Raw genomic sequence first — 20328 nt, 5'->3', positions numbered from 1 at the left:
GCTTACTTCCTTATCGTATTAAGAACATTTAAGACTTGTTCACCTTCATCTCTGTTGGTACTCCATACGCTGATAGACAATAATTCACCCGCAGAATAATACCCTACATAAACAACATAAATAGTGTTGCTATCTTCCGTTAATACATCGTCGTATATCTTTGCTTCAAATCCGCTTGGAATGTAGAAATCTAAATTTCGCTGTCTTGCAGATAATGGCACTGTTCTGATATAAGCATCTTCCATTACTTCTCTTGGTGCAAGTATACCATCCCTTTCTGCGTGGAACGGTGTTATACGAATTGTCAAATCACTATTGTCAGGATAAAAAATGTACTGACCACTCTCTTTATCGTATTCGCCTTGCCAGTTATCTGGCATAGAAATTTGCCAATCAAAAAGTAATTTATAAGAATTCATGTTGCACCTCCAAATCCCGATTTGTTACTCTCATAATATCATATTTTTTCTTCAATTACATCCACCTAATTCTAATACACTGCCATTCGGCTTGCTTCTGTAACCATCACATCCAGTTGATCTTCTCCTACATTGTTTCCTTTGCCTCTTCATCTAAATGATAACGGACAACATAGACCATCTGCCCGATTTTCTTTGTAAATGTGTTCCCATCTGTTTGTGTATTCATCATCTTTTCCATAATCATTTTTTCCTTTCCTTTTAGATCCCTAGCAGAGAGCCATTTCATTGGTCTCTATCATGGTAATATTTACAACTCCATTTAGTATGTGATAAACTATGAGTGTCATTTAATACCTCATTGATTTTTTTATTTTGCAGTTGGCAGACCGCAAATTTATTATATCACTGAGGTATTTTTGTTTGGTTATCATTGCTAAAGCTATACTGACTCCCAAGTCTAACTGAGGGGGCTTATACAAACAAAAAACGACTCTTTCAAATCGTATTTGCTTTGAGTCGTTTTATTTTTTTATATTTTTATTTGTATAATATTCTATTGGATTTTTTAATTTATTTTCAAAATATTTTTGGTAGCTTTCTAGTATTTTTAATCTTTCTTTTTCGTATGGAATTTTTTTGTATTTTTCTTTTAAATATTTTTGATATTTTTCTATTCCTATATATTTATCTGTGATTGAATTGTCTAGCACTTGGATTAGTTTATCGTAATCTGTGTAGGTGTAGGATAGGAGAAAATTTTTTATTATTTTTTTATCTTTTTCTTCTAGATTATCTTCTCCTATAAAGGAGTCTATATCTTTTATTATAAAGGAATGGCTAAGATTGGTTTTTGCTGGAAAAAAATATGATTCTTTTCTTAAAATATAAAATCCTCTTATATTTTTTTCTAAATTGTTTTTATTTTCTTTTTTCCCAATTTCAAAAAGTGAGCCACAAGCAAAGGCTATGTCTTTGTCTAGTCCTAATTCTTTTGCCATCATTTTTGCTGTTTTGCCTATAATTTTTGATCTTCTTACCCAAGCTCCTATATTTTGGTTATCTTCTATTAAATAATAATTTATTTTGTCTTTGTTTGGAATGTTTCCGTAATTTTCTTTATACATTTCTTTTTACTATCTTTCCGTAGGTATAAATTTTTTTGTCATCGTCTACAAATCTATATGAAATTTCATTTTTGTTTTTGGATTTTTCTCCAAGTATATATTTTTTATCTCTTATTTCATTTTTATAAACTATATTTATAAATTCTATATCTTGGTCTTTGACTTTTGTAATTTCTCTTAATAAATCCATGTAGGATGCGTTATTCACATGATAATTTGTGTCTATATCTGTATATCTTATTTGAATTTTTTCTAAATTTGTAAATTTATCGCCATATTCGTGTGATTTTTCTTCATATATGGCTTTTTCTTTTTGGTAGGCTTTTGCTATTTCTTTTGGAATTTTTATTGGTCGCATTTTTTTAAGGTCAAAAAGCAAAAACACGCAATAGGCTTCTACAATTTCTTCATCATTTCTTTCTATGATAAAGTTTCTGTAAGCGTAGAATTTTTTCATATCAATGGCGAAGGTGGTAATTTTTATTTTATCTTTTGCTTTTATGGGCTTTTTGATTTTTATATCCCAAGAATAAACTATCCACCTCTTATCTTCCATGATTTTTCCATCTTCTACTTCTTCTGCTTGATCAAAGGATACTTCAAACATTAAAGACAAAAGATATTTATTTTTTAAATATCCCTCGCTATTTGCAAGAAATCTTTCTACTTCAAATTCTTTTGTTTTTCTCATTTTATTCCTTTCTGTATATATTTTTGATTATGGCAAATGCCATAAAAAATCCCAAAAATAAACTTGTTACCAAGAGTGCTTTTAAAATATTTTTATCAATTTCTACAAATGCCAAGCCAAAAAGTGATGATGCAATTATTAGGCAAAGTCCTAGAAAAATTATAGCTTGTGTTTTTTGATTTTCAGTTTTTTCATAGGACTTTCTTTCTTCTTCGCTTTTTTGGTCGATTATCCTAAAATCTCCTCTTGCTAGTTGCCTTAAAATATTTAGGGTTGTTTGTGGAAATTCTTTTATTAATGAGTAGGTATCATACATTTTTGGTCTTATTCTATCAATAACTAAGTCTGGACTAAAAATTTTAAATACCATAGATTTTGCTATTGGAAGGGCAAGTTCTAGGAATGATTCTTTGTAAACTAATTTTTCGATTAAGCCTTCCAAAATTAAAACTGTTTTTGCAAAATTTGTAAGCTCTGATGGTATTTTTATGGAATAATCCACCAAAAGCGTATAAAAATCTCTAATCAAATCTGCAAGTTTCATTTGATTTAGGCTCATCACCATGTATTTATCCAAAAGTTTTTGTATTCTTTTTTCAAAATCTCCAATTTTTTTGGAATCAAATTCCAAAAGTCCCATGCCAATTATGGCATCAGTTATAAGTTTTACTTCATTAAAACTTGCTCCCAAAAATATTTTCATTATTTGATAGCGATAATTTTCCGATAAATTTCCAACAATACCAAAATCTATCAAATAAATATTTAAATTATCATCTACAAAAATATTTCCAGGATGAGGATCAGCGTGAAAATATCCATAAGTAAACATTTGATTTACATAAGCTCCTATGATTTTTTCAGCTAATTCTTTTCTAATATCTGACCTTTTTTCATAAACTGACCTTATAGATTTGCCATCAATGTATTCCATTGTCAAAACTTTTTTGCTTGAATATGAATCATAGACGTCAGGAGAAAGGAGGTCTTTTTTTTGAATATTTAATTTTCTGTATTTTTTTATATTATTTTTTTCAACTTCAAAGTCAATTTCTCTAATTAGGGAAAGAGAAAATTCTTGGATAATTTCTCCAAAATTAAAAGATTTTATTCCTTCAAGTTTTATTTCGAGTTTTTTATAAAGATCATTCATTATTTTCAAATCTTCAACAACTCTTTTGTCCATATCTTTTCTTTGAATTTTGACAACAACTTTTCTCTCAAGAGAGCCGACCTTTATAGTTGCCAAGTGGGTTTGGGCAATTGAGCCTGATGCAAGTGGTTTTTTTTCAAATTCATCAAAGACATCATAAATATCTTTTGAAAATTCTTCATAAAAAACTTCTTTTATATTTTCAAAATCTTCTTCTTTTACATCATCTTGTAATTTTTCAAGCTCTGTAATTATATTTTCTGAAAATATATCTCTTCTTGTAGATAATAATTGTCCAAATTTCACAAAAACAGGTCCCAATTCTTCGAACAAGCTCCTCAAATTTTTGCCAAAATGACTTTCAAGCTCGCTTAAATCTTTTGAATTTTCTCCCTTATTTTTCAAAAGTTTTCTGCCGTCCAAAATAATATTTAGACTTATAAATTTTTTTATTATCTCAAGTTTTCTTTTTTTGTATCCCATTTTATTCTCAATTTCTATTTTCTATCTTTTCATATTTTATTTTATTTTTCTCCAAAAGTTCTATTGCATAAGGATCAATTCTATAATCATTTGAATAATAAATTTCTTTAATGCCCGCTTGAATCAAACTTTTTGTGCAATTTAGGCAAGGAAAATGAGTTACATAGCAAATAGAATTTTTGACAGGAATTCCTTCTTTTGCACAATACAAAAGCGCATTCATTTCTGCATGAATTGTTGCAATACAATGACCATCTCTCATCGTATGCCCTACTTCATCGCAATGCGGATTTCCTTTTATTGAACCATTGTAGCCTGTAGAAATAATTCTATTTTCGCCATTTACAAGAACGCAACCAACATAAGCCCTGTCGCAAGTTCCCCTAAGAGCAACCATGTGAGCAAGTTTTATAAAATATTCATTCCAAGTCAACCTATCTTTTGCCATAATTTCACTCCTTAATTTTTTTCTTTATTCTATTTTACCAAATTTAAAATTTTAATCACACAAAAAGACTGAAGATAAACTCCAGCCTTTTAATTTTTTAAACTTTTAATTTTAATTTAAACAAAATATTAAATATTTTAGTAAATACAAAAATTAAAAATGCAAATATTACAAAATTAATTATAGAGAATCCTTTGAAAACAGATTGTTGAAAAATCATAGTTCCACCGCACGCACAAAGCAAAATTATTAAAACTTTCGCAAGATTTTCTATAGGTTTTAACAAAACCATCTTTCCAGATTTTTCTGTTTTCGTTTTTTCTATCAAAGAATATGAAACTATAAATACAAGCAAGGAAAATATTATTAATCCAGCCAAGGCTAAGTAAGAATTATCATAATTTGAAGCAGGTCTTAAAATAACTTTAATAATTTTGTTAAAATAAGATGTGTCATTAGGAATTTTATTTTCAATTAAATATATTAAAGACCTTTCATATAAAGATTCGCCTTTGAATAACATATTTAAACTGTCCCATATAGCATTTACAATATCAATAAAGAAAAAAGTCATTACGCCTAGTCCAACATGACCTAAAATATTTCCTGCCATAAAACCTACTGACAAAATTGTAAGATAAATAGCTGACAAAAATCCAAAATTTTTCAAATTTCCTGGAATATATTTGACGCCAGTTTTTAAAATTTCAACATTTGAAGTTTTTACTATCATATAATTTAAAATTGAGCTTATCAAAACAAAGCCAAAAATAATTACAAGCCCAAATATAATTTTCATTAGAAAATCTTTTTTCTTTGTCCATGGATAAGTTCTGGCAAATTCATAATAAGAAGTTGAATGCTCCATTGATGAAAATAAAAATCCCAAAACTAAAACCACAATCATACCCGTAATACTTATAGGAATTGAAAAGAAATTGTTCGTTTTTTCCTTCATCTCTTTTGACAAATAGTTATAGCTAGTTAGGTTTTGCAAATATTCTCCATTTTTTAAATAATACTCATCATATTTTTTCATTTCCTCTTCACTTGCTTTTGAAAAATTAAAATTATCATACTTGCCATATTCATATTTTTTTGCCATTTTTTTAAAAATAATATCATTTTTTTCAAAGAATTCTTTATCTATTACTACATCTTTTTTGTATTTCTTGCCTGTATTTGCCATGATATTTATTTTATTTGTAACACTAACCAAAGAATCATGTTTTTCTTCCAAGGTATTTGTTTGGAAAACTCCATAAAAAAGAAGGCTAACTAAAACAGCAAGAATTATCCAAAATCCATTTCTTATTGTAAGAATTTTAATTTCTTTCTTAAAGTCTTTCATTATTTACTCCTTCCCTTCTCCCAATAAAAATTATCCTCAATTTTTGATTCCAAAACATCAAATTGTACAATAGATTCATTTCTTTTTATATCATCAAGAATATTTTCTCTATTATCAATCAAAATTGTATAAACTCTTCCCAAATGAAATCTCAAAACAGATTTTTCAAGAATTTTTGGATCTAATTCATCCTTTACAACCACTTGCAACTTAACAAATTTTTCCTTATTTTGATAAAGATTTGTAAGTTTTCCTTCCTTAGAAAGATAGAGAGTTTCATCAGCAACTTTTGCCAATTCCTCAAGCTCGTGGCTTGATGCAAGAACAGTTCTTCCTTCTTCTTTCAAATCCAAAATATAAGTAAGAATAATCTCCTTATTTAAAACATCCATCCCATCAAGAATTTCATCCAAAAGAACAACTTTTGCATTTGTAGAAATAGTAGCCAAAAGCCCAATCAAATTTTTATATCCTTTTGAAAAAGATCTCAAAGATTTTTTTAAATCTATATTATTTTTTTCAAGCTCTTTTTTTGCAAATTTTTTGTTGAAATTCGGATAAATAACTTCATAATATTCAAGCATTTTTTCAACCGATATATAATCAAAATAATCAAACCTATCAGGCAAATAAACAATATTTTCCAATATGTGCTTATCCTCCGCACAAGATTTTCCAAAAACATTAACCTTGCCCAAATCTTTTTGAAAAATATCAGCCATTACTTTCAAAAGAGTAGTTTTGCCAGAGCCATTTCTTCCAACCAAAGCATATATTTTTCCTTCTTCCAAAGAAAAATTTACATCTTCCAAAACCTTATTTTCCCCAAAAGATTTATAAAGGCTCATTACTTCCACAGCCATTAGAGTCCTCCTTGCTCTTTTCATAAATATTTTTAATCTTTTCAAAACTTATTCCATAAAAAATACATTTCAAAAAAATATCGTAGAGTTTTTTCTCAAGTTTTTCTTTTTTTACATCAATTATTTCATCATCTAAACTTACAAAAGTCCCAAGACCTTTTTTTGTAAGCAAAATTCCTTCTTCTTTTAATTTGTTGTAGGCTTTTTGAACGGTAGATTGATTAATCAAAAGAGCTTTTGATAAATCTCTTACAGATGGCATAGTGTCGCCGTCAATCAAAATTCCTTGAGCAATCATTAATTTTGTTTGCTCAACGATTTGTTCATTCAAAGGAATTTGAGATGAGCTATTTAAATCAAACATAAAAACCCCTTCCTATAATTTCTGTATGGTGTATGGTGTATCTCCATACACTTCTTAATTCAATTATAACTAGAATATTTTTCTTGTCAAATATTTTTTTGAAATTTATTTTAAAATTTTTCAAAGAAAAAAACCTAGATAAAACTAGGTTTACATTAATGGGGCAAATGGTTTTACTATGAAAGCTATTATTTTTTTATAAATTGGATAAGATTTTACATCGTCAAGGCTTATTTGTTTTCCTATATCAAAACTTATTTCAAAATCTTTTAATATTTCATTTATTACTGGATGTTTGTGAATATACACTCCGCATTCAAAATTTAAATAAAGAGCTCTATAATCTACATTTACTGATCCTACTACTGCTTTTTCATTATCGGAAACCCAAGTTTTTGCATGGATAAATCCTGGCAAATATTCATAAATTTTAACTCCGGATTCAATTAATTTTTTGTAATGAGATTTTGCTAGCATATATGGAATTTTTTTGTCTGGAATAGCTGGAAGAATTATTCTTACATCTACTCCTCTTTTTGCTGCAAAAGTTAAAGATTTTGTCATTTCATTATCTATAATTAAATAAGGTGTCATGATATAGGCGTAGTCTTTAGCTGTATCTAGTATGTGCATATAAATATTTTTGAAAAATCTTTCTTTTCTAATCGGATTATCTCCAACTCCAATCATATAGCCTTGTGACTTTTGTGAATATGTTTGTAAATATCTTTTTAAATCTTCTTTTTCTTCGCTATCCCACAATTGCAAAAACATAATTGTAAATGATTGAACTACTGGGCCTTTTAATCTTATAAAAGTATCTTTCCAATGGCCAAATCTTTCTTCTACATTTATATATTCGTCAGCCAAATTTACTCCGCCTGTAAAAGCTACTTTGCCATCTACTACCAAAATTTTTCTATGATCTCTGTTGTTGTGGTAGGTTGATATAATTGGAATTATTGGAGAAAAAACTTTGCATTTTATTCCAAGATTTTCCATCTCTTCTGGAAAATTTTTTGGTAGATTTAAAATTGCATTTGTTCCATCATACATAAGTCTTACTTCAACACCCTCACTTGCTTTTTGTGCAAGCTCTTCTAGAATTGTCCCCCAAAAATATCCTTGGTGTATTATAAAAAATTCTACAAAAATAAAATCCTTGGCGTTTCTTATCGCCTCAATAATATCATTAACTGCGTCATCTCCAACTCTGTAATATTTTGCATCATTATTTTTGCTTACAGGATATGAGCCGTAATCATTTAAATATTTTACTAAATTATAAAATTCCTTATCTTCATTTTTTAATTCTTCTACCAAATCTTCATCGATTGTGTGCAGATAATTGGTTTCTTCTTCGCTATCCATAATTGAGCTTTCTTCGATTTTTTTTCCTATATCAATTCTTGATAAGATAAAAAACATAATTCCAAAAGTAGGAAAAGCTGCAATTAGAAAAAACCAAGAAAGCTTTTCGTAAGGATTTACATCCATTGACAAAATCACAAGCAAAGAAATTGCCGCTATTAATGCTGATGATCCAAAAATTACAGATGGGTCGATTGAAAGATGTCTAAGTATTGCCATAAAAATAAAAATTTGAGCAAGTACCAATAAAACATACAAACCCGCCCTGCCAAAAACAACTTTCAATAAAGATGATTTTGTTTTTTCAACAAATTTGTTATCGTTTAATATTTTTTTAATTTTTTTATTATATTTTTTCATATTGTTATTATACTTTTTCATGATATTATTATACCTAATTTCGCCTTATTTTAACAGGATAAAAATTTAAAATATTTTATTAAAAAATCTAACAAAAATCTTCTTATTTGCTTATTTTCATTAATATAACTATAATAGTTCTATAAGAATGAATTAGTATTTTTTTTAAAGGAGTTATATGAAATCTTGTAAAAATAATGAAAAAATTTTGCTTATTAATGACTTTCTTTCAAGTGGAAATATTGGTGGAAGTCTTTGCAAAAGTGTATTAAATTTTTATTCTTTTGATGTAGATTTTGTACCTACAGCTTTAATTTCAAATATGTTTTCTCTAAAACCCATAGAAATTTTTGATTCTAGTAATTTTTTGACCAATACTCTTGAAGTTTATAAAAAGCAAAACAGAAAATATAAGGCAGTTTTTGTGGGCTTTGTTTTAAATTTTAATCAGGCAAAAATAATTTGTGATTTTGTAAAAGAAAATAATCTATTTATGGTACTTGATCCAATCATGGGAGATTCTGGAAAAATCTATAGTGGTCTTGATAAAAATATTGTAGAAATTTATAAATATATGGCAGATTATGCCCATATAATTATTCCAAATCTCACAGAGGCAAGGCTTTTGACTGATAATAAATTTAAAAAAGCTCATGATATTGTAGATTATTATGAAAATATCGGTAAAAAATTTATTATTACAAGTGTTGAAGATGGAAACAGACATTTTATTTTGGCTAAGGATAAATATTTTATAGAAGAAGATTATAAATTTTTGGACAAGTCTTTTGGCGGAAGCGGGGACTTGTTTGACTCAATTTTTTTGGCAAATTATTTGAAAAATAATGATTTTTTACTTGCAATTAAAAATACAAGGGATATGATAGCTTGTATTCTTGATATGCAAATTAAGATTGATGATAAAGCAAATGATATTAGTATAAATGAAATTTTGAAAAAATTATAGAAAGTGAGGTAGTTTTTTGATTAAAAATAAATATTGGAAAAGGGCCTTGCAAATTGCTTGGCCGTCTGTCTTGGAGTCATTTTTTATTTCTTTGGCAGGCTTAATTGATACCTTTATGGTTTCATCAATCGGTTCATCAGCAGTTGCTGCAATTGGACTTACAACCCAGCCAAAATTTATCGCCCTTTCCTTCTTTATTGCAATTTCCGTTTCAGTTTCAGCCCTAGTTGCAAGAAGAAAAGGCGAAGAAGATAAAAAAATGGCGAACCAAACTATGGTTACTGCAATGATTGTAGCTGTTAGTTTATGTATAATAATCTCTTCAATTTTTGTAATATTTACTCCACAAATTATAAAACTTGCAGGCTCATCTCCTGACACTCACGATTTGGGAGTTTCATATTTTAAAATTATAATGGCAGGAATGATATTTAATGTAATTTCCATGACAATAAATGCAGGCCAAAGGGGAAGTGGAAATACACAAATAGCCTTTACAACAAATCTAGTTTCTTCTATTATAAATATATTTTTCAATTATTTACTTATAAATGGAAATTTTGGTTTTCCAAAATTAGGAGTAAAAGGAGCTGCAATCGCAACAGTTTTGGGAGCTTTTGTTGCAGCAGTTATGAGTTTTTCTTCTCTTTTTAGAAGATCATCATATATGTCTTTTGGGCTTATAAAAAAATATAAACTTACTTTCTCAAATTTTATATTTAAAGAAATTTTTGGACTAGGCTCAAATATTTTTATAGAAAATATAGCAGCAAGAATTGGATTTTTGGTTACAGCAATCACAGCCGCAAAACTTGGAACAGACCAATTTGCAGCTCACAATGTAGGAATGAATTTGCTTTCTCTTTCATTTTCATTCGGGGATGGTATGCAGGTTGCAGCAGTTGCCCTTACAGGCAATGCCCTCGGAGCAAGAAAAAAAGAAGAAGCAATAAAATATGGAAAAACTTGCCAAGAAATTGGCTTAACAATTTCAATAATAATATCTGTTATTTTTGTATTGTTTAGAAAAAATATTTTCAGATTATTTTTTGATGATGACAAAATAATAGCTATGGGCTCTGTAATAACTTTTTATCTTATATTCATAGTTATTTTCCAAATTTCTGAAATAATTTTTGGAGGAGCTTTGAGAGCAGCAGGCGATGTAAAATATACACTTGCCGTAAGTTTGATTTCAATTACCTTTATAAGATCTGCTGCAACATTATTTTTTGTAAATATTATTCATTTGGGACTTCAAGGAATTTGGATAGGAGTTCTAGCAGATCAAGTTTCACGATTTATCGGATTATGGACAAGATTTAGAAAAGGCGATTGGGTCAATATAGAAATTTAATTAAATGAGATTTTAATTATATATTATAAAATAAAAATATTTTTCACATAAATATTTGAATTTTTCTTCAAATCTGGTATATTATACTTACTATCGGTTAAGATAGTAAGTATATTTTTTTAAACAGGGGGATTAAACAATGAAAATTAAAAAAGTATTACCAGTATTAGCATTAACAGTTGCTTTAGTAGGATGTGGAAAAAAAGCTGACACAACATCAAACGCTTCAAGCACACCAGCTTCAACAACAACTACAGAAAAATCTGATTCTAACGCTAGTACAATGGATTCAAACGCAGCAAGCACACCATCATCAAACGATGCTAGTACACCTGCTTCAGACGCTGGATCAAATAAATAATTAAATTTTAAACAAAAAAAGAGCAAGAATTTCTTGCTCTTTTTTGTTGAAATTTTTTAAATCAAAATTCAAATTAATTTTTTTAATAAAATTAAAATCAAAAAAATCATCCTCAAAATATTAGGATGATTTTTTGAATTAATCTATAATTAATTGTTTATTTGTAATCTAACTGTAGATGTTAAAACATCTGAGTAGCTGTATGATACAGTTCTTTCTGCATCAAAATCATTATTTACTTTTATTGTAAATACACTTGGGAAAGCGTCTAAAATTATACCGCTTTTGGTAACAATTCTTTTTCTACCCTTATCAGCTTTTAAAGTAACTTCTTTTCCTACGTTTTTTTTAACTTCTGACCTTATTTCACTAACTGATTTAAATTCCATATATCCACCTTCCATGCATTTGTATATATTATACAACAAAATTGTGGATAAGTCAAATTAGCGTAATATTATACGCTAGATTAAAATTCTTGTCAAATATTTTTATAAAAGGCTCTATAAGCTGTAAAAGTTGAGTAGAAATCTGCTTTCGAAATTAATTCTATTGGTGCGTGCATAGATATTACTGGCGTTCCACAATCAACTACATCCATTCCATATTCTGCAAGAATATAGGCTATTGTTCCTCCACCACCTTGATCAACTTTTCCAAGCTCTCCTGTTTGAAAAATTACTTCATCTTTATTAAAAGCAAGTCTAACTTGTGATAAATATTCTGCATCTGCATCATTTGATCCACCTTTTCCACCTGAGCCTGTGTATTTTGTTAAGGCAACTCCGTGAGAAATTTGTGCTGAGTTTTGACTTTCTGTTGCATCTTTAAAGTTTGGATCTTCTGCCAAGGTTACGTCAGCTGATAAAACTTTTGAATTTCTCAATGCCCTTTTAAATTTAATCAAATCAAATTCTTCTTTTAAATTCATAATTTCTAAAAGAGTATTTTCAAAAAATTGTGAAGTCATTCCTGTTGCTCCAACTGAACCAATTTCTTCCTTGTCAACAAAAAGTCCTACCAAAGTTTTTTTACTTTCTTTTATATCAAGCAAAGCTCTCAAAGCTGCGTATGAGCAAACTCTATCATCATGGCCGTGGGAGGCTATCATTGATTTATCAAAACCAACCTCTCTTGCTTTTCCAGCTGGAACTGCTTCAAGTTCTGCCGTTATAAAATCTTCTTCTTCAATTCCGTATTTTTCATTTAAAATTTTTAAAATATTTTTCTTAACTGGATTTTCTTTTTCATCTAATAGTGGCCTATTGCCAACTATAATTGACAATTGCTCGCCTGTTATAACTTCTTTTGCAGATTTTTCCATCAATTGTCTTGATAAATGAATTAAAAGCTCTGAGATAAAAAATACTGGCTCATCATCCTTATCTCCGATTGAAATATCTACTTTTTCTCCATTTTTTGTAAAAACTACTCCGTGAAGGGCAAGGGGCATATTTGTCCAATTATATTTTTTTACTCCCCCATAATAGTGAGTTTTTAAATAAGCAAGTCCGTTTTCTTCTGTAAGCGGAACAGGTTTTAAATCAAGCCTTGGCGAATCGATGTGACCTCCAACTATAGCAAGTCCATCTGATAAATCTTCGCTTCCTATATGAAACATAGCTACAGCTTTATTTTTATTTACTGCATAGATTTTATCGCCAGTCTTTATTTTTCCAGCCTTTATTTTTTCTTCAAGGTCAACATAACCTGCTTTTTTTGCTAAATTTATAATTTCTTTTGTAGCAAGTCTTTCAGTTTTTCCCTTGTCCAAAAAATCCATATAATCTTTTGAAAGACTTTCTAATTCTTTTTCTTGGTCTTGGGATAAATTTTCCCAGACATTTTTTCTTTTGTACTCTGTCATTTTTTTCTCCTAAATTAATTTCCATATATTTTTTGCATACTCAAGAGGATTATCAATTTCAAGTCCTTCTATAAGTTTTGCTTGATCAAATAAAATATTTACTATCATTTTAAATTCATCAGAATTTTCTTTCAAATCTTTTTCTAATAATTCATAGGCCTTGGAATTTTGATTTATTTCTAAAACTTTCTCCGCCTTAATATCTGGGGCATTTACTTGAGATTTTAAAGTTTTTTCCATCTCAATTGAAACATCTCCCCTTTGTTTTATCATTGAAATTACATCTTCTGATAAATTATCTGAAATTTTTACATCTACTACTTCTTCAGGTAAAATTTCCTTGATTTTTTCAACCAAGTCTTTGTTTTCTTCGTTTTCACCTTCGTTTTCTTCAACTTGATTTATTGATTTAAAAGGAATTTCCTTGTAAGTATTTAGCATTTTTATCAAAAATTCATCCAATTTTTCATCAAGTAAAAGAACATCTTTGTCTTCATCTACTGATTTTAAGGCTGGGGAATTTTTGATTTTTTCTAAATTTTCTCCAACTGTATAAAGGATATTTTCATCTGTTGATTTCAAATCTTTCTTGTATTCATTTAATGAAATCATTTTGTCTTTTCTGTAGGAATTGAATAATAGTAAATCTTCTAGCCTATCTTTTTTCCCTCCAAATGATTCATAAATTGCAACTTTCAAATTGTTACCAAATTCTTTGAAAAATATTTGGTATTTTTCCCTATCATTTTTCATCAAATCCATTAAGTGAGATCTGATTTTATTATTTATTTGTTTGGCAATAAATCTTAATTCTCTTGTTTCTTGAAGGGTTTCTCTTGAAATATTTAAGGAAATATCATCACTTTCAACAACTCCTTTGGCAAAAGAAAATTCATCTTCAAGTAAATCTTCGTGCCTATCTTTAATTTTTACTCCTGATGAATAAAGTTGTAGACCTTTTTGGTAATCTTTTGAATAAAAATCAAAAGGAGCTTTTCTTGGAATATAAATTATCGCCTTAAATTCAACAGTTCCTTCTATGTTTAAATGAATCCATGATAAAGGATCATCAAAACCAAATCCTTGATCCTTGTAGAAATTTATATAATCTTCATCAGTCAAATCTTTTTTGGATTTTTTCCAAATTGGAATTTCAGAATTTAAAACTTCTACTTCCTTATAATCTTCATATTTTGGATCTTCATCTGTAGAATCTTTAGTTTTTCTTGACTTTGTAACTTCCATTTTGATTGGATATCTGATGTAATTTGAATATTTTCTTACAAGTTCTTTGATTTTATATTTGTCAAGATAAATATCATAGTTTTCATCTTCTGTATTTTCTTTTAAAAATAAGGTAATATCTGTTCCATTTTCTTTTTTGTCAGATTTTTCAATTTCATAGCTTTCGGCATTTTCACTTACCCATTTATAAGCTTGGTCATCTTTTTTGGTATTTACGATAATTTTTTTGCTTACCATAAAGGCTGAATAAAATCCAACTCCAAATTGTCCAATTAGATTATTTAAATCTTCGCTTTCAATTTCTTTTTTGAAAATTTCTGTACCAGATTTTGCAATTGTTCCAAGATTTTCTTCCAAATCTTTTTCATCCATTCCAATTCCAGTATCCCTTATTGTTAAAGATCTTTCTTCCTTGTTTGGAATTATTTCGATATAATAATCTTTTTTGTCTACGTTTTTATCTGATTTTAAATCTTTATAATATAATTTATCAATAGCATCTGAGCCGTTTGATATTAATTCCCTAAGAAAAATATCCTTGTTTGTATAGATTGAATTTATCATCAAATCCATAACTTTTTTGGCTTCTGCTTTAAATTCTTTTTTCATAAATCCTCCTTAGCACTTCACATTGCCGACTGCTAATATTATACTTACTCTAAAATTTTTTTCAATTTTCTAAATCTTTGGCAAGGCTGAATATTTCAGCTTGAATTTTAATTTTTTCCCTTTTTATTTTTTCAATTTCCTCATTTTGTTTTTTTGAAATTAAAATCGACTGAACAAAATTTGAAATAATAAAAGCTCCAACAAAAACCATAATTTTTGTAGGCGTTTTTGTCTTAGCCAAAGATATAATTAATAAAAAAATCAAAGAAAAAAATAAAGATTTAAGAAAAAATGAAAAAAATGAATTTTTCTTTTTTATTTTTTCCAAATTTTCATCTAGATCTTGGAGTTTTTTCCTTAATTCCATAATATTTTTTAAATTTTTCTCATTCATAACATCACCAAAATAATTGTACCCCAATTCCTAGTATTTTACTTTGATTTTTAATTTCTCTTATAGTAAAATAATTTTTAGACATAAAGGAGGGTTTTTATGGCTTTAGAAGATAGAAAAAAAGAGAAGGTGGAAATCACACACGATATGTTAATCGGAGATATAATCCAAGCAAAACCAGAATCAATTAACACTTTCCTTTCAATAGGAATGGGTTGTATTGCTTGTCCTTCATCTTTGTACGAAACCTTAGATGAAGCTTGTATGGTTCACGGAATTGATCCAGATTTCTTGCTTGAAAAATTAAATAAATAAAAAAAAAAGACTTTTGCAAATACCAATGCAAAAGTCTTTTTTGATTTTTAATTTTTTTCAAAATATTTTTCCCACTTATTATCATAAGTCCAAAAATAATTTCCTTTTTTTTCTGAATCTTTGTACTTATCAAAATCATTTAAAATTTTCCTATAAGTCTTGCTCATTATAATCAGTGCCAAAATATTTGGAACAACCATTAAAGCATTTGCTGTATCAGCAACCGACCAAGCAAATTTCAAACCGCCGATTGAGCCTAGATAGCAAAAAATAATATAAATATATTTGAATAAATCAGAAAGTTTACTTGATCCTGTCAAATATTTTACACATCTTTGCCCATAATAGCACCAAGAGACTGTCGTTGTAAAAGCAAATAACACTAAAGCCAAAGAGACCAAATATTTTCCCCAAAAAATTGATTTTGAAAATGATGCAGCCGTAAGGGCAGCACCTTCAAGGCCTTGTGTTTTATAAATTCCACTTGTAATAATTACAAGGGCAGTCATGGTACAAATAATCATTGAAGAAATAAAAACTTCAATCGCTCCCCACATTCCTTGTCTAATTGGATGGTCGGTATGACTTGTTGCATGAGCCATGGGTGCTGTACCAAGACCTGCTTCATTAGAAAAAATTCCCCTTGCAAGCCCCCACCTAATAGAAATTAAAATCCCAGAGCCTGTTGCTCCTCCTGCAAAAGCTTTTGGATTAAAAGCTCCAATAATAATTTCTTTAAAAGCTGGAATTAAATTTTCAATTTGCAAAATAAGAATCAAAATACAAGCTACAATATAAAAAACTGACATTATAGGCACAATTTTAGATGCAAAAGCTCCAATTCTTTTTATCCCACCAACAAGAACCAAAAGCATAAAAATAACGATTAAAATTCCACCAAGATGCAAATTTAAACCAGTCATAGCATTTAAAGATTCAGAAATAGAATTTGATTGAACCAAAGCTCCCGTTCCAATAATTGCAATAAAAGCAAAAAACGAAAAAATTTTCGCCAAAAATTTTGAGCCAGTTCCCTTTTCGATATAATACATTGGTCCGCCAATATATTTTCCATCATCATCTGAAATTCTTGTAGCAACAGCCATAGTAACTTCAGCCATTTTTGTTGTCATACAAATAAAACTTGCAATCCACATCCAAAAAATCGCCCCAGCACCACCAAAGCCAATTGCCGTTGCAACTCCTACAATATTTCCAGCCCCAATCGTTCCAGCAAGAGCTGTCGAAACCGCCTCAAAAGGAGAAATAGAATTTTCATCAGATTTTGAATCCTTAACAAGTCTTCCAAAAGTATTTTTAAAAATATAAGAAAAATTTTTAAAAACCCAAAAATTTGACCTATAATTTAAAACTATTCCCCCAAAAATCAAGACGATAATCATAGGATAACCCCACAAAAAATCGCCCAACTTAGCATTTAATTTTATAATTTCCAAAACGGACTAACCTCTTTCTAATTAATATAAGTTTATTCTTATTATTATAAAGGTTTTTTAAAAAAATAAAATAATAATTTATATTTTTTCCATTAAAAAAATTTTTATCCTATAAAAATCAAAAATTTTTCCTTAATTTAAATTGTCTACGCTCTAAATCAAATCTGAGCTAGGCTTCTTGCAAAATTTTTATTATACGTGCTCATAACTTTATCAAAAAATAAGCCTACAAGAATATTTATGCCAGCAGTTGGAAGAACTAGGCTTACAAACATTAATTTTATACCAAATCCTTCTGGTAAAGCTCCTGTTATATTCATCAAAAATAAAAATACAAGTCCAGATATTGCAGTTCCAAGAAAATATAGGCTCCCAATCGAAAAAATATTTTCTATTTTTATTTTTTCAAAAAATTTTACAGCAAAATATACAAATAAGGATGAAATAATTTTATCTGTAATATTTGGCACAAAACCACCTGGTGCACTCGTTGTAATTCCTGCCAAAATTCCACCAGCAAGACCTACTGCAAGTGACATTTTAAAATCCTTATTTAAAATAATAATTGTAAAAACACACACCAACATAAAATCAGGTTTTACCATTCCCACAAAGCCTGGTATCAAATGAAGTATTGTTCCTATTGCAAGTAAAATTGACGCTTGAGTTATAGTTTTTGTTTTCATAATTTTCTCCTTTAAATATTTTAAAATTTTCCAATAAAAAAACCACTTACTCCAAAGGAGCAAATGGTTGAATTCGCGGTGCCATCCTTTTTATGTAAAATAAATTTCAATAAATTAATAAATCCTACATATCTTTATTCTGATACTAATTTAAAATAATTTCATATCATATCCCTATAACGTGGGAAGACGGCCTTGGGTACTTTTTTCACCTTAGCACTCTCAGATCCATTCGGTTTTACTTCTTTGCTTGTTTCCACCACACACAAACTCTCTATAAAAGATTTATAAAACTTACTTACTTCTGATCAAAGTTTTATTATTTTAACTTATAAGTTATTTTGATTATATATTGAATTTATATTTTTGTCAAATGCTTTGTTAAAGTCAATATAAGCTCCCATAAATTCAAAATCTCTAGTATTTTCATATAAAAAATCCAAAAGACTCCTAATTCTTTTCTCTTTAATAGAGCCTTCAAAGTCAAAATAAAATACAAATTCAAAATCAGAACCAGGAATTGGAGAAGATTCAAGCTTAGTCATATTTACACCCAAAATTTTAAATTTTTCTACAATATTAATAAGAGAACCCGGCTTATCAAAAGCTTTTAGCCTTACAGAAATTTTATTTGCCTTTTCATAAATTTTTAAATTTTTAGACACTATAATAAATCTCGTATAATTATTTGATTCATTTTGAATATTTTCGTCAATTATTTTTAATTTATAAACCTTAGCACAAAATTTTGAGCCAATAGCTCCAAGTTTTTTATCATTTTTCTCTTTTATATATTTGCTCGCAAGAGCCGTATTATAATATTCTTTTTGAATAAATCCGTGTTTATTTATATATTTTCCACATTGGCCAAGAGCTTGCGGATGAGAATAAACTGTTTTTATATCAGAAAGTTTTGCATCTAAATTTCCCAACAAATAATGATTTATATCTAGCTTATAATTTCCAATTATAAAAAAATTTCTTTCAAGCATTAGATTATAAACTTCTTTTACAGAGCCAAAAGATGAATTTTCTAAAGGCAAAATTCCAAAATCACATATATTTTCATCTATTGAATCAAGGATTTGGTTAAATTTTTTGTAATAGTTTATTTTACCTTTGGGAAAAATAATATGGGAAACTTGATCGGCATAAGAGCCTTTTGCCCCTCCTACAGCAATTTTTCCTTCTTTAGGAAAAATTTCTCTTATAAATTTATCTTGTAAATATTTCGAAAATTTTCCATCACAAAGGCTCATCATATAATCTTTATATTTTCCTTTTACAAGTTTATCTAGATTTTCCAAATCTTCTTTTTTATAATTTTCTTTTTCTAAATTTTTAATAATTTTTTCAATATTTTCAATCATTTAACAAGTCCAATAAGGTTAAAGCTAAAATAGATTCTCCAATAGGAGGAGTTCTAAGGGCAAGGCATGGATCGTGTCGTCCTTTAATTTGCAATATTTTTTCTTTTTTTTCTTTTATAGAAAATGATTTTTGACAAATAGAAATTGACGGAGTCGGTTTGAAAATTAAATCAAAAACTACAGGCATACCATTTGTAATTCCTCCAACAACTCCACCAGCATTATTTGTTATAGTTTTTACTTGTCCATTTTTAATTTCAAATTGGTCGTTGTGCTGAGAACCTTTCATTTTCATTGCATCAAGTCCCAAACCAAAAGAAACCGCCCTAAGAGCAGGAATCCCATAAGAAAGATAGGAAATTTTTGCCTCAAAAGAATCAAATAGCGGATCTCCAAGTCCTTTTGGAATATTTTCCCCAAAAACTTGGCAAATTCCTCCAATAGAATCTCCATCTTTTTTTACTTCTTCTAAAAGATTTCTAATTTCTTTTTCTTTTTTTTCGTCCAAAACAAGAATTTCTTTTTGAGAAATTTTTTCCAATTCATCCATAGGAGGATTTGCCAAATCAATATTTTTATCTTCAATTCCTCCAATATTTTTAATCCTTGATGAAATTTTTATATTTTTTTCTTCTAAAATTTGCTTGGCAATTCCTCCTGCAAGACAAAACGGTGCAGTTAATCTTCCAGAAAAAGGTCCTCCCCCATTCATATCCATATCATTTCCATATTTTATAAAACTAGTATAGTCTGCATGAGATGGCCTTGGAATATCATTTAAATTTTCATAATCTTTGGATTTGTAATTCTCATTTTTTATTATTGCTGTTATGGTTTTTGAAATTATTTTATTATCTCTTACTCCAGAAATAAAATTTATCTTGTCACTTTCTTTTCTTTTTGTGGTAAATTTTGATTTTCCTGGAGCTCTTCTTTGCATAAAATTATTAAGTTTTTCCATGTCAATTTCAAAACCAATTTTCATATTATCCATAACTACACCCATATATTCTTGGTGGCTTGAGCCAAATATGGTTATTTTTAAATTTTTGCCAAAGCTTTGACTCATT

The 20328-nt window shown here is 28.4% G+C and carries 22 protein-coding genes and 1 other annotated feature; of the genes, 4 read left to right on the top strand and 18 right to left on the bottom strand.

All coding sequences use genetic code 11. From position 1 onward, the window contains the following. Nucleotides 1-2 precede the first annotated feature (2 nt). The 10 genes from I6H46_RS04655 to cls form a co-directional block, all read right to left on the bottom strand. Nucleotides 3-419: a hypothetical protein gene (locus I6H46_RS04655; protein WP_004838098.1), complete on the bottom strand. Its 417-nt coding sequence runs from the start codon at nucleotides 417-419 to the stop codon at nucleotides 3-5. 127 nt (nucleotides 420-546) lie between these two features. Then, a complete protein-coding gene (locus tag I6H46_RS04650) occupies nucleotides 547-708 on the bottom strand; it encodes a hypothetical protein (RefSeq protein WP_019118194.1) in 162 nt (53 codons plus the stop codon). Between the two features lie 235 nt (nucleotides 709-943). Continuing rightward, nucleotides 944-1546 carry an HD domain-containing protein gene (locus tag I6H46_RS04645; RefSeq protein ID WP_019118195.1) on the bottom strand — a complete coding sequence of 201 codons (603 nt, stop codon included), beginning with the start codon at nucleotides 1544-1546 and terminating at the stop codon, nucleotides 944-946. Beyond that, on the bottom strand, nucleotides 1539-2237 hold the full coding sequence (locus I6H46_RS04640) for an acyl-ACP thioesterase domain-containing protein (protein WP_019118196.1): 699 nt from the start codon (nucleotides 2235-2237) through the stop codon (nucleotides 1539-1541). The genes I6H46_RS04645 and I6H46_RS04640 overlap by 8 nt, the downstream gene beginning before the upstream one ends. Before the next feature lies 1 nt (nucleotide 2238). Beyond that, a complete protein-coding gene (locus I6H46_RS04635) occupies nucleotides 2239-3873 on the bottom strand; it encodes an ABC1 kinase family protein (RefSeq protein ID WP_019118197.1) in 1635 nt (544 codons plus the stop codon). 7 nt (nucleotides 3874-3880) lie between these two features. Beyond that, the gene (locus I6H46_RS04630; protein ID WP_004838093.1) at nucleotides 3881-4321 is read right to left on the bottom strand and encodes a deoxycytidylate deaminase; all 441 of its coding nucleotides are present in this window, start codon (nucleotides 4319-4321) and stop codon (nucleotides 3881-3883) included. A gap of 97 nt (nucleotides 4322-4418) precedes the next feature. After that, nucleotides 4419-5672, bottom strand: a complete 1254-nt coding sequence (locus I6H46_RS04625) for a membrane protein (RefSeq protein ID WP_019118198.1) — start codon at nucleotides 5670-5672, stop codon at nucleotides 4419-4421. After that, nucleotides 5672-6535 (bottom strand): ATP-binding cassette domain-containing protein, encoded by an 864-nt coding sequence (locus I6H46_RS04620; RefSeq protein ID WP_019118199.1) that lies wholly within the window; start codon nucleotides 6533-6535, stop codon nucleotides 5672-5674. The genes I6H46_RS04625 and I6H46_RS04620 overlap by 1 nt, the downstream gene beginning before the upstream one ends. Beyond that, complete coding sequence (locus I6H46_RS04615) at nucleotides 6507-6899, bottom strand: GntR family transcriptional regulator (RefSeq protein ID WP_019118200.1); 393 nt, start codon at nucleotides 6897-6899, stop codon at nucleotides 6507-6509. Before I6H46_RS04615 ends, I6H46_RS04620 begins: the two co-directional genes overlap by 29 nt. A 150-nt stretch (nucleotides 6900-7049) precedes the next feature. Beyond that, a complete protein-coding gene (gene cls, locus I6H46_RS04610) occupies nucleotides 7050-8651 on the bottom strand; it encodes a cardiolipin synthase (protein ID WP_200226236.1) in 1602 nt (533 codons plus the stop codon). Nucleotides 8652-8808: 157 nt separating this feature from the next. Here cls and I6H46_RS04605 point away from each other — a divergent pair, with 157 nt between their 5' ends. From I6H46_RS04605 to I6H46_RS04595, 3 genes are all read left to right on the top strand, one after another. Next, nucleotides 8809-9597: a bifunctional hydroxymethylpyrimidine kinase/phosphomethylpyrimidine kinase gene (locus I6H46_RS04605; protein ID WP_019118202.1), complete on the top strand. Its 789-nt coding sequence runs from the start codon at nucleotides 8809-8811 to the stop codon at nucleotides 9595-9597. Between the two features lie 16 nt (nucleotides 9598-9613). Beyond that, nucleotides 9614-10954 (top strand): MATE family efflux transporter, encoded by a 1341-nt coding sequence (locus tag I6H46_RS04600; protein WP_019118203.1) that lies wholly within the window; start codon nucleotides 9614-9616, stop codon nucleotides 10952-10954. Between the two features lie 139 nt (nucleotides 10955-11093). Continuing rightward, a complete protein-coding gene (locus tag I6H46_RS04595) occupies nucleotides 11094-11315 on the top strand; it encodes a hypothetical protein (RefSeq protein ID WP_019118204.1) in 222 nt (73 codons plus the stop codon). A gap of 149 nt (nucleotides 11316-11464) precedes the next feature. Here the strand turns inward: I6H46_RS04595 and I6H46_RS04590 are convergent, their stop codons facing one another. The 4 genes from I6H46_RS04590 to I6H46_RS04575 form a co-directional block, all read right to left on the bottom strand. Beyond that, complete coding sequence (locus I6H46_RS04590) at nucleotides 11465-11704, bottom strand: Veg family protein (RefSeq protein ID WP_019118205.1); 240 nt, start codon at nucleotides 11702-11704, stop codon at nucleotides 11465-11467. A 92-nt stretch (nucleotides 11705-11796) separates the two neighbouring features. Further along, nucleotides 11797-13182: an aminopeptidase gene (locus I6H46_RS04585; RefSeq protein WP_019118206.1), complete on the bottom strand. Its 1386-nt coding sequence runs from the start codon at nucleotides 13180-13182 to the stop codon at nucleotides 11797-11799. A 9-nt stretch (nucleotides 13183-13191) separates the two neighbouring features. Then, nucleotides 13192-15036, bottom strand: a complete 1845-nt coding sequence (htpG, locus tag I6H46_RS04580; protein ID WP_200226234.1) for a molecular chaperone HtpG — start codon at nucleotides 15034-15036, stop codon at nucleotides 13192-13194. Nucleotides 15037-15097: 61 nt separating this feature from the next. Then, nucleotides 15098-15430 carry a hypothetical protein gene (locus I6H46_RS04575; protein ID WP_200226232.1) on the bottom strand — a complete coding sequence of 111 codons (333 nt, stop codon included), beginning with the start codon at nucleotides 15428-15430 and terminating at the stop codon, nucleotides 15098-15100. 99 nt (nucleotides 15431-15529) lie between these two features. On the opposite strand from I6H46_RS04575, the gene I6H46_RS04570 reads away from it, so the two are divergent. Continuing rightward, nucleotides 15530-15745: a DUF1858 domain-containing protein gene (locus tag I6H46_RS04570; RefSeq protein WP_004838081.1), complete on the top strand. Its 216-nt coding sequence runs from the start codon at nucleotides 15530-15532 to the stop codon at nucleotides 15743-15745. Between the two features lie 47 nt (nucleotides 15746-15792). Here I6H46_RS04570 and I6H46_RS04565 read toward each other — a convergent pair whose 3' ends face one another. The 4 genes from I6H46_RS04565 to aroC form a co-directional block, all read right to left on the bottom strand. Next, complete coding sequence (locus I6H46_RS04565) at nucleotides 15793-17148, bottom strand: alanine/glycine:cation symporter family protein (protein ID WP_456151203.1); 1356 nt, start codon at nucleotides 17146-17148, stop codon at nucleotides 15793-15795. A 212-nt stretch (nucleotides 17149-17360) separates the two neighbouring features. Then, nucleotides 17361-17888 carry a tryptophan transporter gene (locus I6H46_RS04560; protein WP_019118212.1) on the bottom strand — a complete coding sequence of 176 codons (528 nt, stop codon included), beginning with the start codon at nucleotides 17886-17888 and terminating at the stop codon, nucleotides 17361-17363. A gap of 52 nt (nucleotides 17889-17940) precedes the next feature. After that, nucleotides 17941-18209 (bottom strand) — a binding site (T-box leader). Between the two features lie 8 nt (nucleotides 18210-18217). Next, nucleotides 18218-19258 carry a prephenate dehydratase gene (locus tag I6H46_RS04555; protein WP_019118213.1) on the bottom strand — a complete coding sequence of 347 codons (1041 nt, stop codon included), beginning with the start codon at nucleotides 19256-19258 and terminating at the stop codon, nucleotides 18218-18220. Beyond that, on the bottom strand, nucleotides 19251-20327 hold the full coding sequence (gene aroC / locus I6H46_RS04550; protein WP_200226230.1) for a chorismate synthase: 1077 nt from the start codon (nucleotides 20325-20327) through the stop codon (nucleotides 19251-19253). Before aroC ends, I6H46_RS04555 begins: the two co-directional genes overlap by 8 nt. Nucleotide 20328 lies beyond the last annotated feature (1 nt).

This window comes from Anaerococcus obesiensis, assembly GCF_016599815.1.
Lineage (GTDB): Bacteria > Bacillota > Clostridia > Tissierellales > Peptoniphilaceae > Anaerococcus > Anaerococcus vaginalis.
Note: the sequence above shows the minus strand (reverse complement) of the source record. Positions and strands in the feature narration are given on the sequence as shown.

Bases quoted from the DNA above. Each gene is read 5' to 3' on its own strand.
- I6H46_RS04655 (WP_004838098.1), bottom strand. From the start codon at position 419: ATGAATTCTTATAAATTACTTTTTGATTGGCAAATTTCTATGCCAGAT.
- I6H46_RS04625 (WP_019118198.1), bottom strand. From the start codon at position 5,672: ATGAAAGACTTTAAGAAAGAAATTAAAATTCTTACAATAAGAAATGGA.
- I6H46_RS04570 (WP_004838081.1), top strand. From the start codon at position 15,530: ATGGCTTTAGAAGATAGAAAAAAAGAGAAGGTGGAAATCACACACGAT.
- I6H46_RS04630 (WP_004838093.1), bottom strand. From the start codon at position 4,321: ATGGCAAAAGATAGGTTGACTTGGAATGAATATTTTATAAAACTTGCT.
- I6H46_RS04620 (WP_019118199.1), bottom strand. From the start codon at position 6,535: ATGGCTGTGGAAGTAATGAGCCTTTATAAATCTTTTGGGGAAAATAAG.
- I6H46_RS04585 (WP_019118206.1), bottom strand. From the start codon at position 13,182: ATGACAGAGTACAAAAGAAAAAATGTCTGGGAAAATTTATCCCAAGAC.
- I6H46_RS04590 (WP_019118205.1), bottom strand. From the start codon at position 11,704: ATGGAATTTAAATCAGTTAGTGAAATAAGGTCAGAAGTTAAAAAAAAC.
- I6H46_RS04575 (WP_200226232.1), bottom strand. From the start codon at position 15,430: ATGAATGAGAAAAATTTAAAAAATATTATGGAATTAAGGAAAAAACTC.
- cls (WP_200226236.1), bottom strand. From the start codon at position 8,651: ATGAAAAAGTATAATAACAATATGAAAAAATATAATAAAAAAATTAAA.
- I6H46_RS04640 (WP_019118196.1), bottom strand. From the start codon at position 2,237: ATGAGAAAAACAAAAGAATTTGAAGTAGAAAGATTTCTTGCAAATAGC.
- I6H46_RS04615 (WP_019118200.1), bottom strand. From the start codon at position 6,899: ATGTTTGATTTAAATAGCTCATCTCAAATTCCTTTGAATGAACAAATC.
- aroC (WP_200226230.1), bottom strand. From the start codon at position 20,327: ATGAGTCAAAGCTTTGGCAAAAATTTAAAAATAACCATATTTGGCTCA.
- I6H46_RS04605 (WP_019118202.1), top strand. From the start codon at position 8,809: ATGAAATCTTGTAAAAATAATGAAAAAATTTTGCTTATTAATGACTTT.
- I6H46_RS04560 (WP_019118212.1), bottom strand. From the start codon at position 17,888: ATGAAAACAAAAACTATAACTCAAGCGTCAATTTTACTTGCAATAGGA.
- I6H46_RS04650 (WP_019118194.1), bottom strand. From the start codon at position 708: ATGAAATGGCTCTCTGCTAGGGATCTAAAAGGAAAGGAAAAAATGATT.
- I6H46_RS04565 (WP_456151203.1), bottom strand. From the start codon at position 17,148: ATGATTATCGTCTTGATTTTTGGGGGAATAGTTTTAAATTATAGGTCA.
- htpG (WP_200226234.1), bottom strand. From the start codon at position 15,036: ATGAAAAAAGAATTTAAAGCAGAAGCCAAAAAAGTTATGGATTTGATG.
- I6H46_RS04645 (WP_019118195.1), bottom strand. From the start codon at position 1,546: ATGTATAAAGAAAATTACGGAAACATTCCAAACAAAGACAAAATAAAT.
- I6H46_RS04635 (WP_019118197.1), bottom strand. From the start codon at position 3,873: ATGGGATACAAAAAAAGAAAACTTGAGATAATAAAAAAATTTATAAGT.
- I6H46_RS04595 (WP_019118204.1), top strand. From the start codon at position 11,094: ATGAAAATTAAAAAAGTATTACCAGTATTAGCATTAACAGTTGCTTTA.
- I6H46_RS04555 (WP_019118213.1), bottom strand. From the start codon at position 19,258: ATGATTGAAAATATTGAAAAAATTATTAAAAATTTAGAAAAAGAAAAT.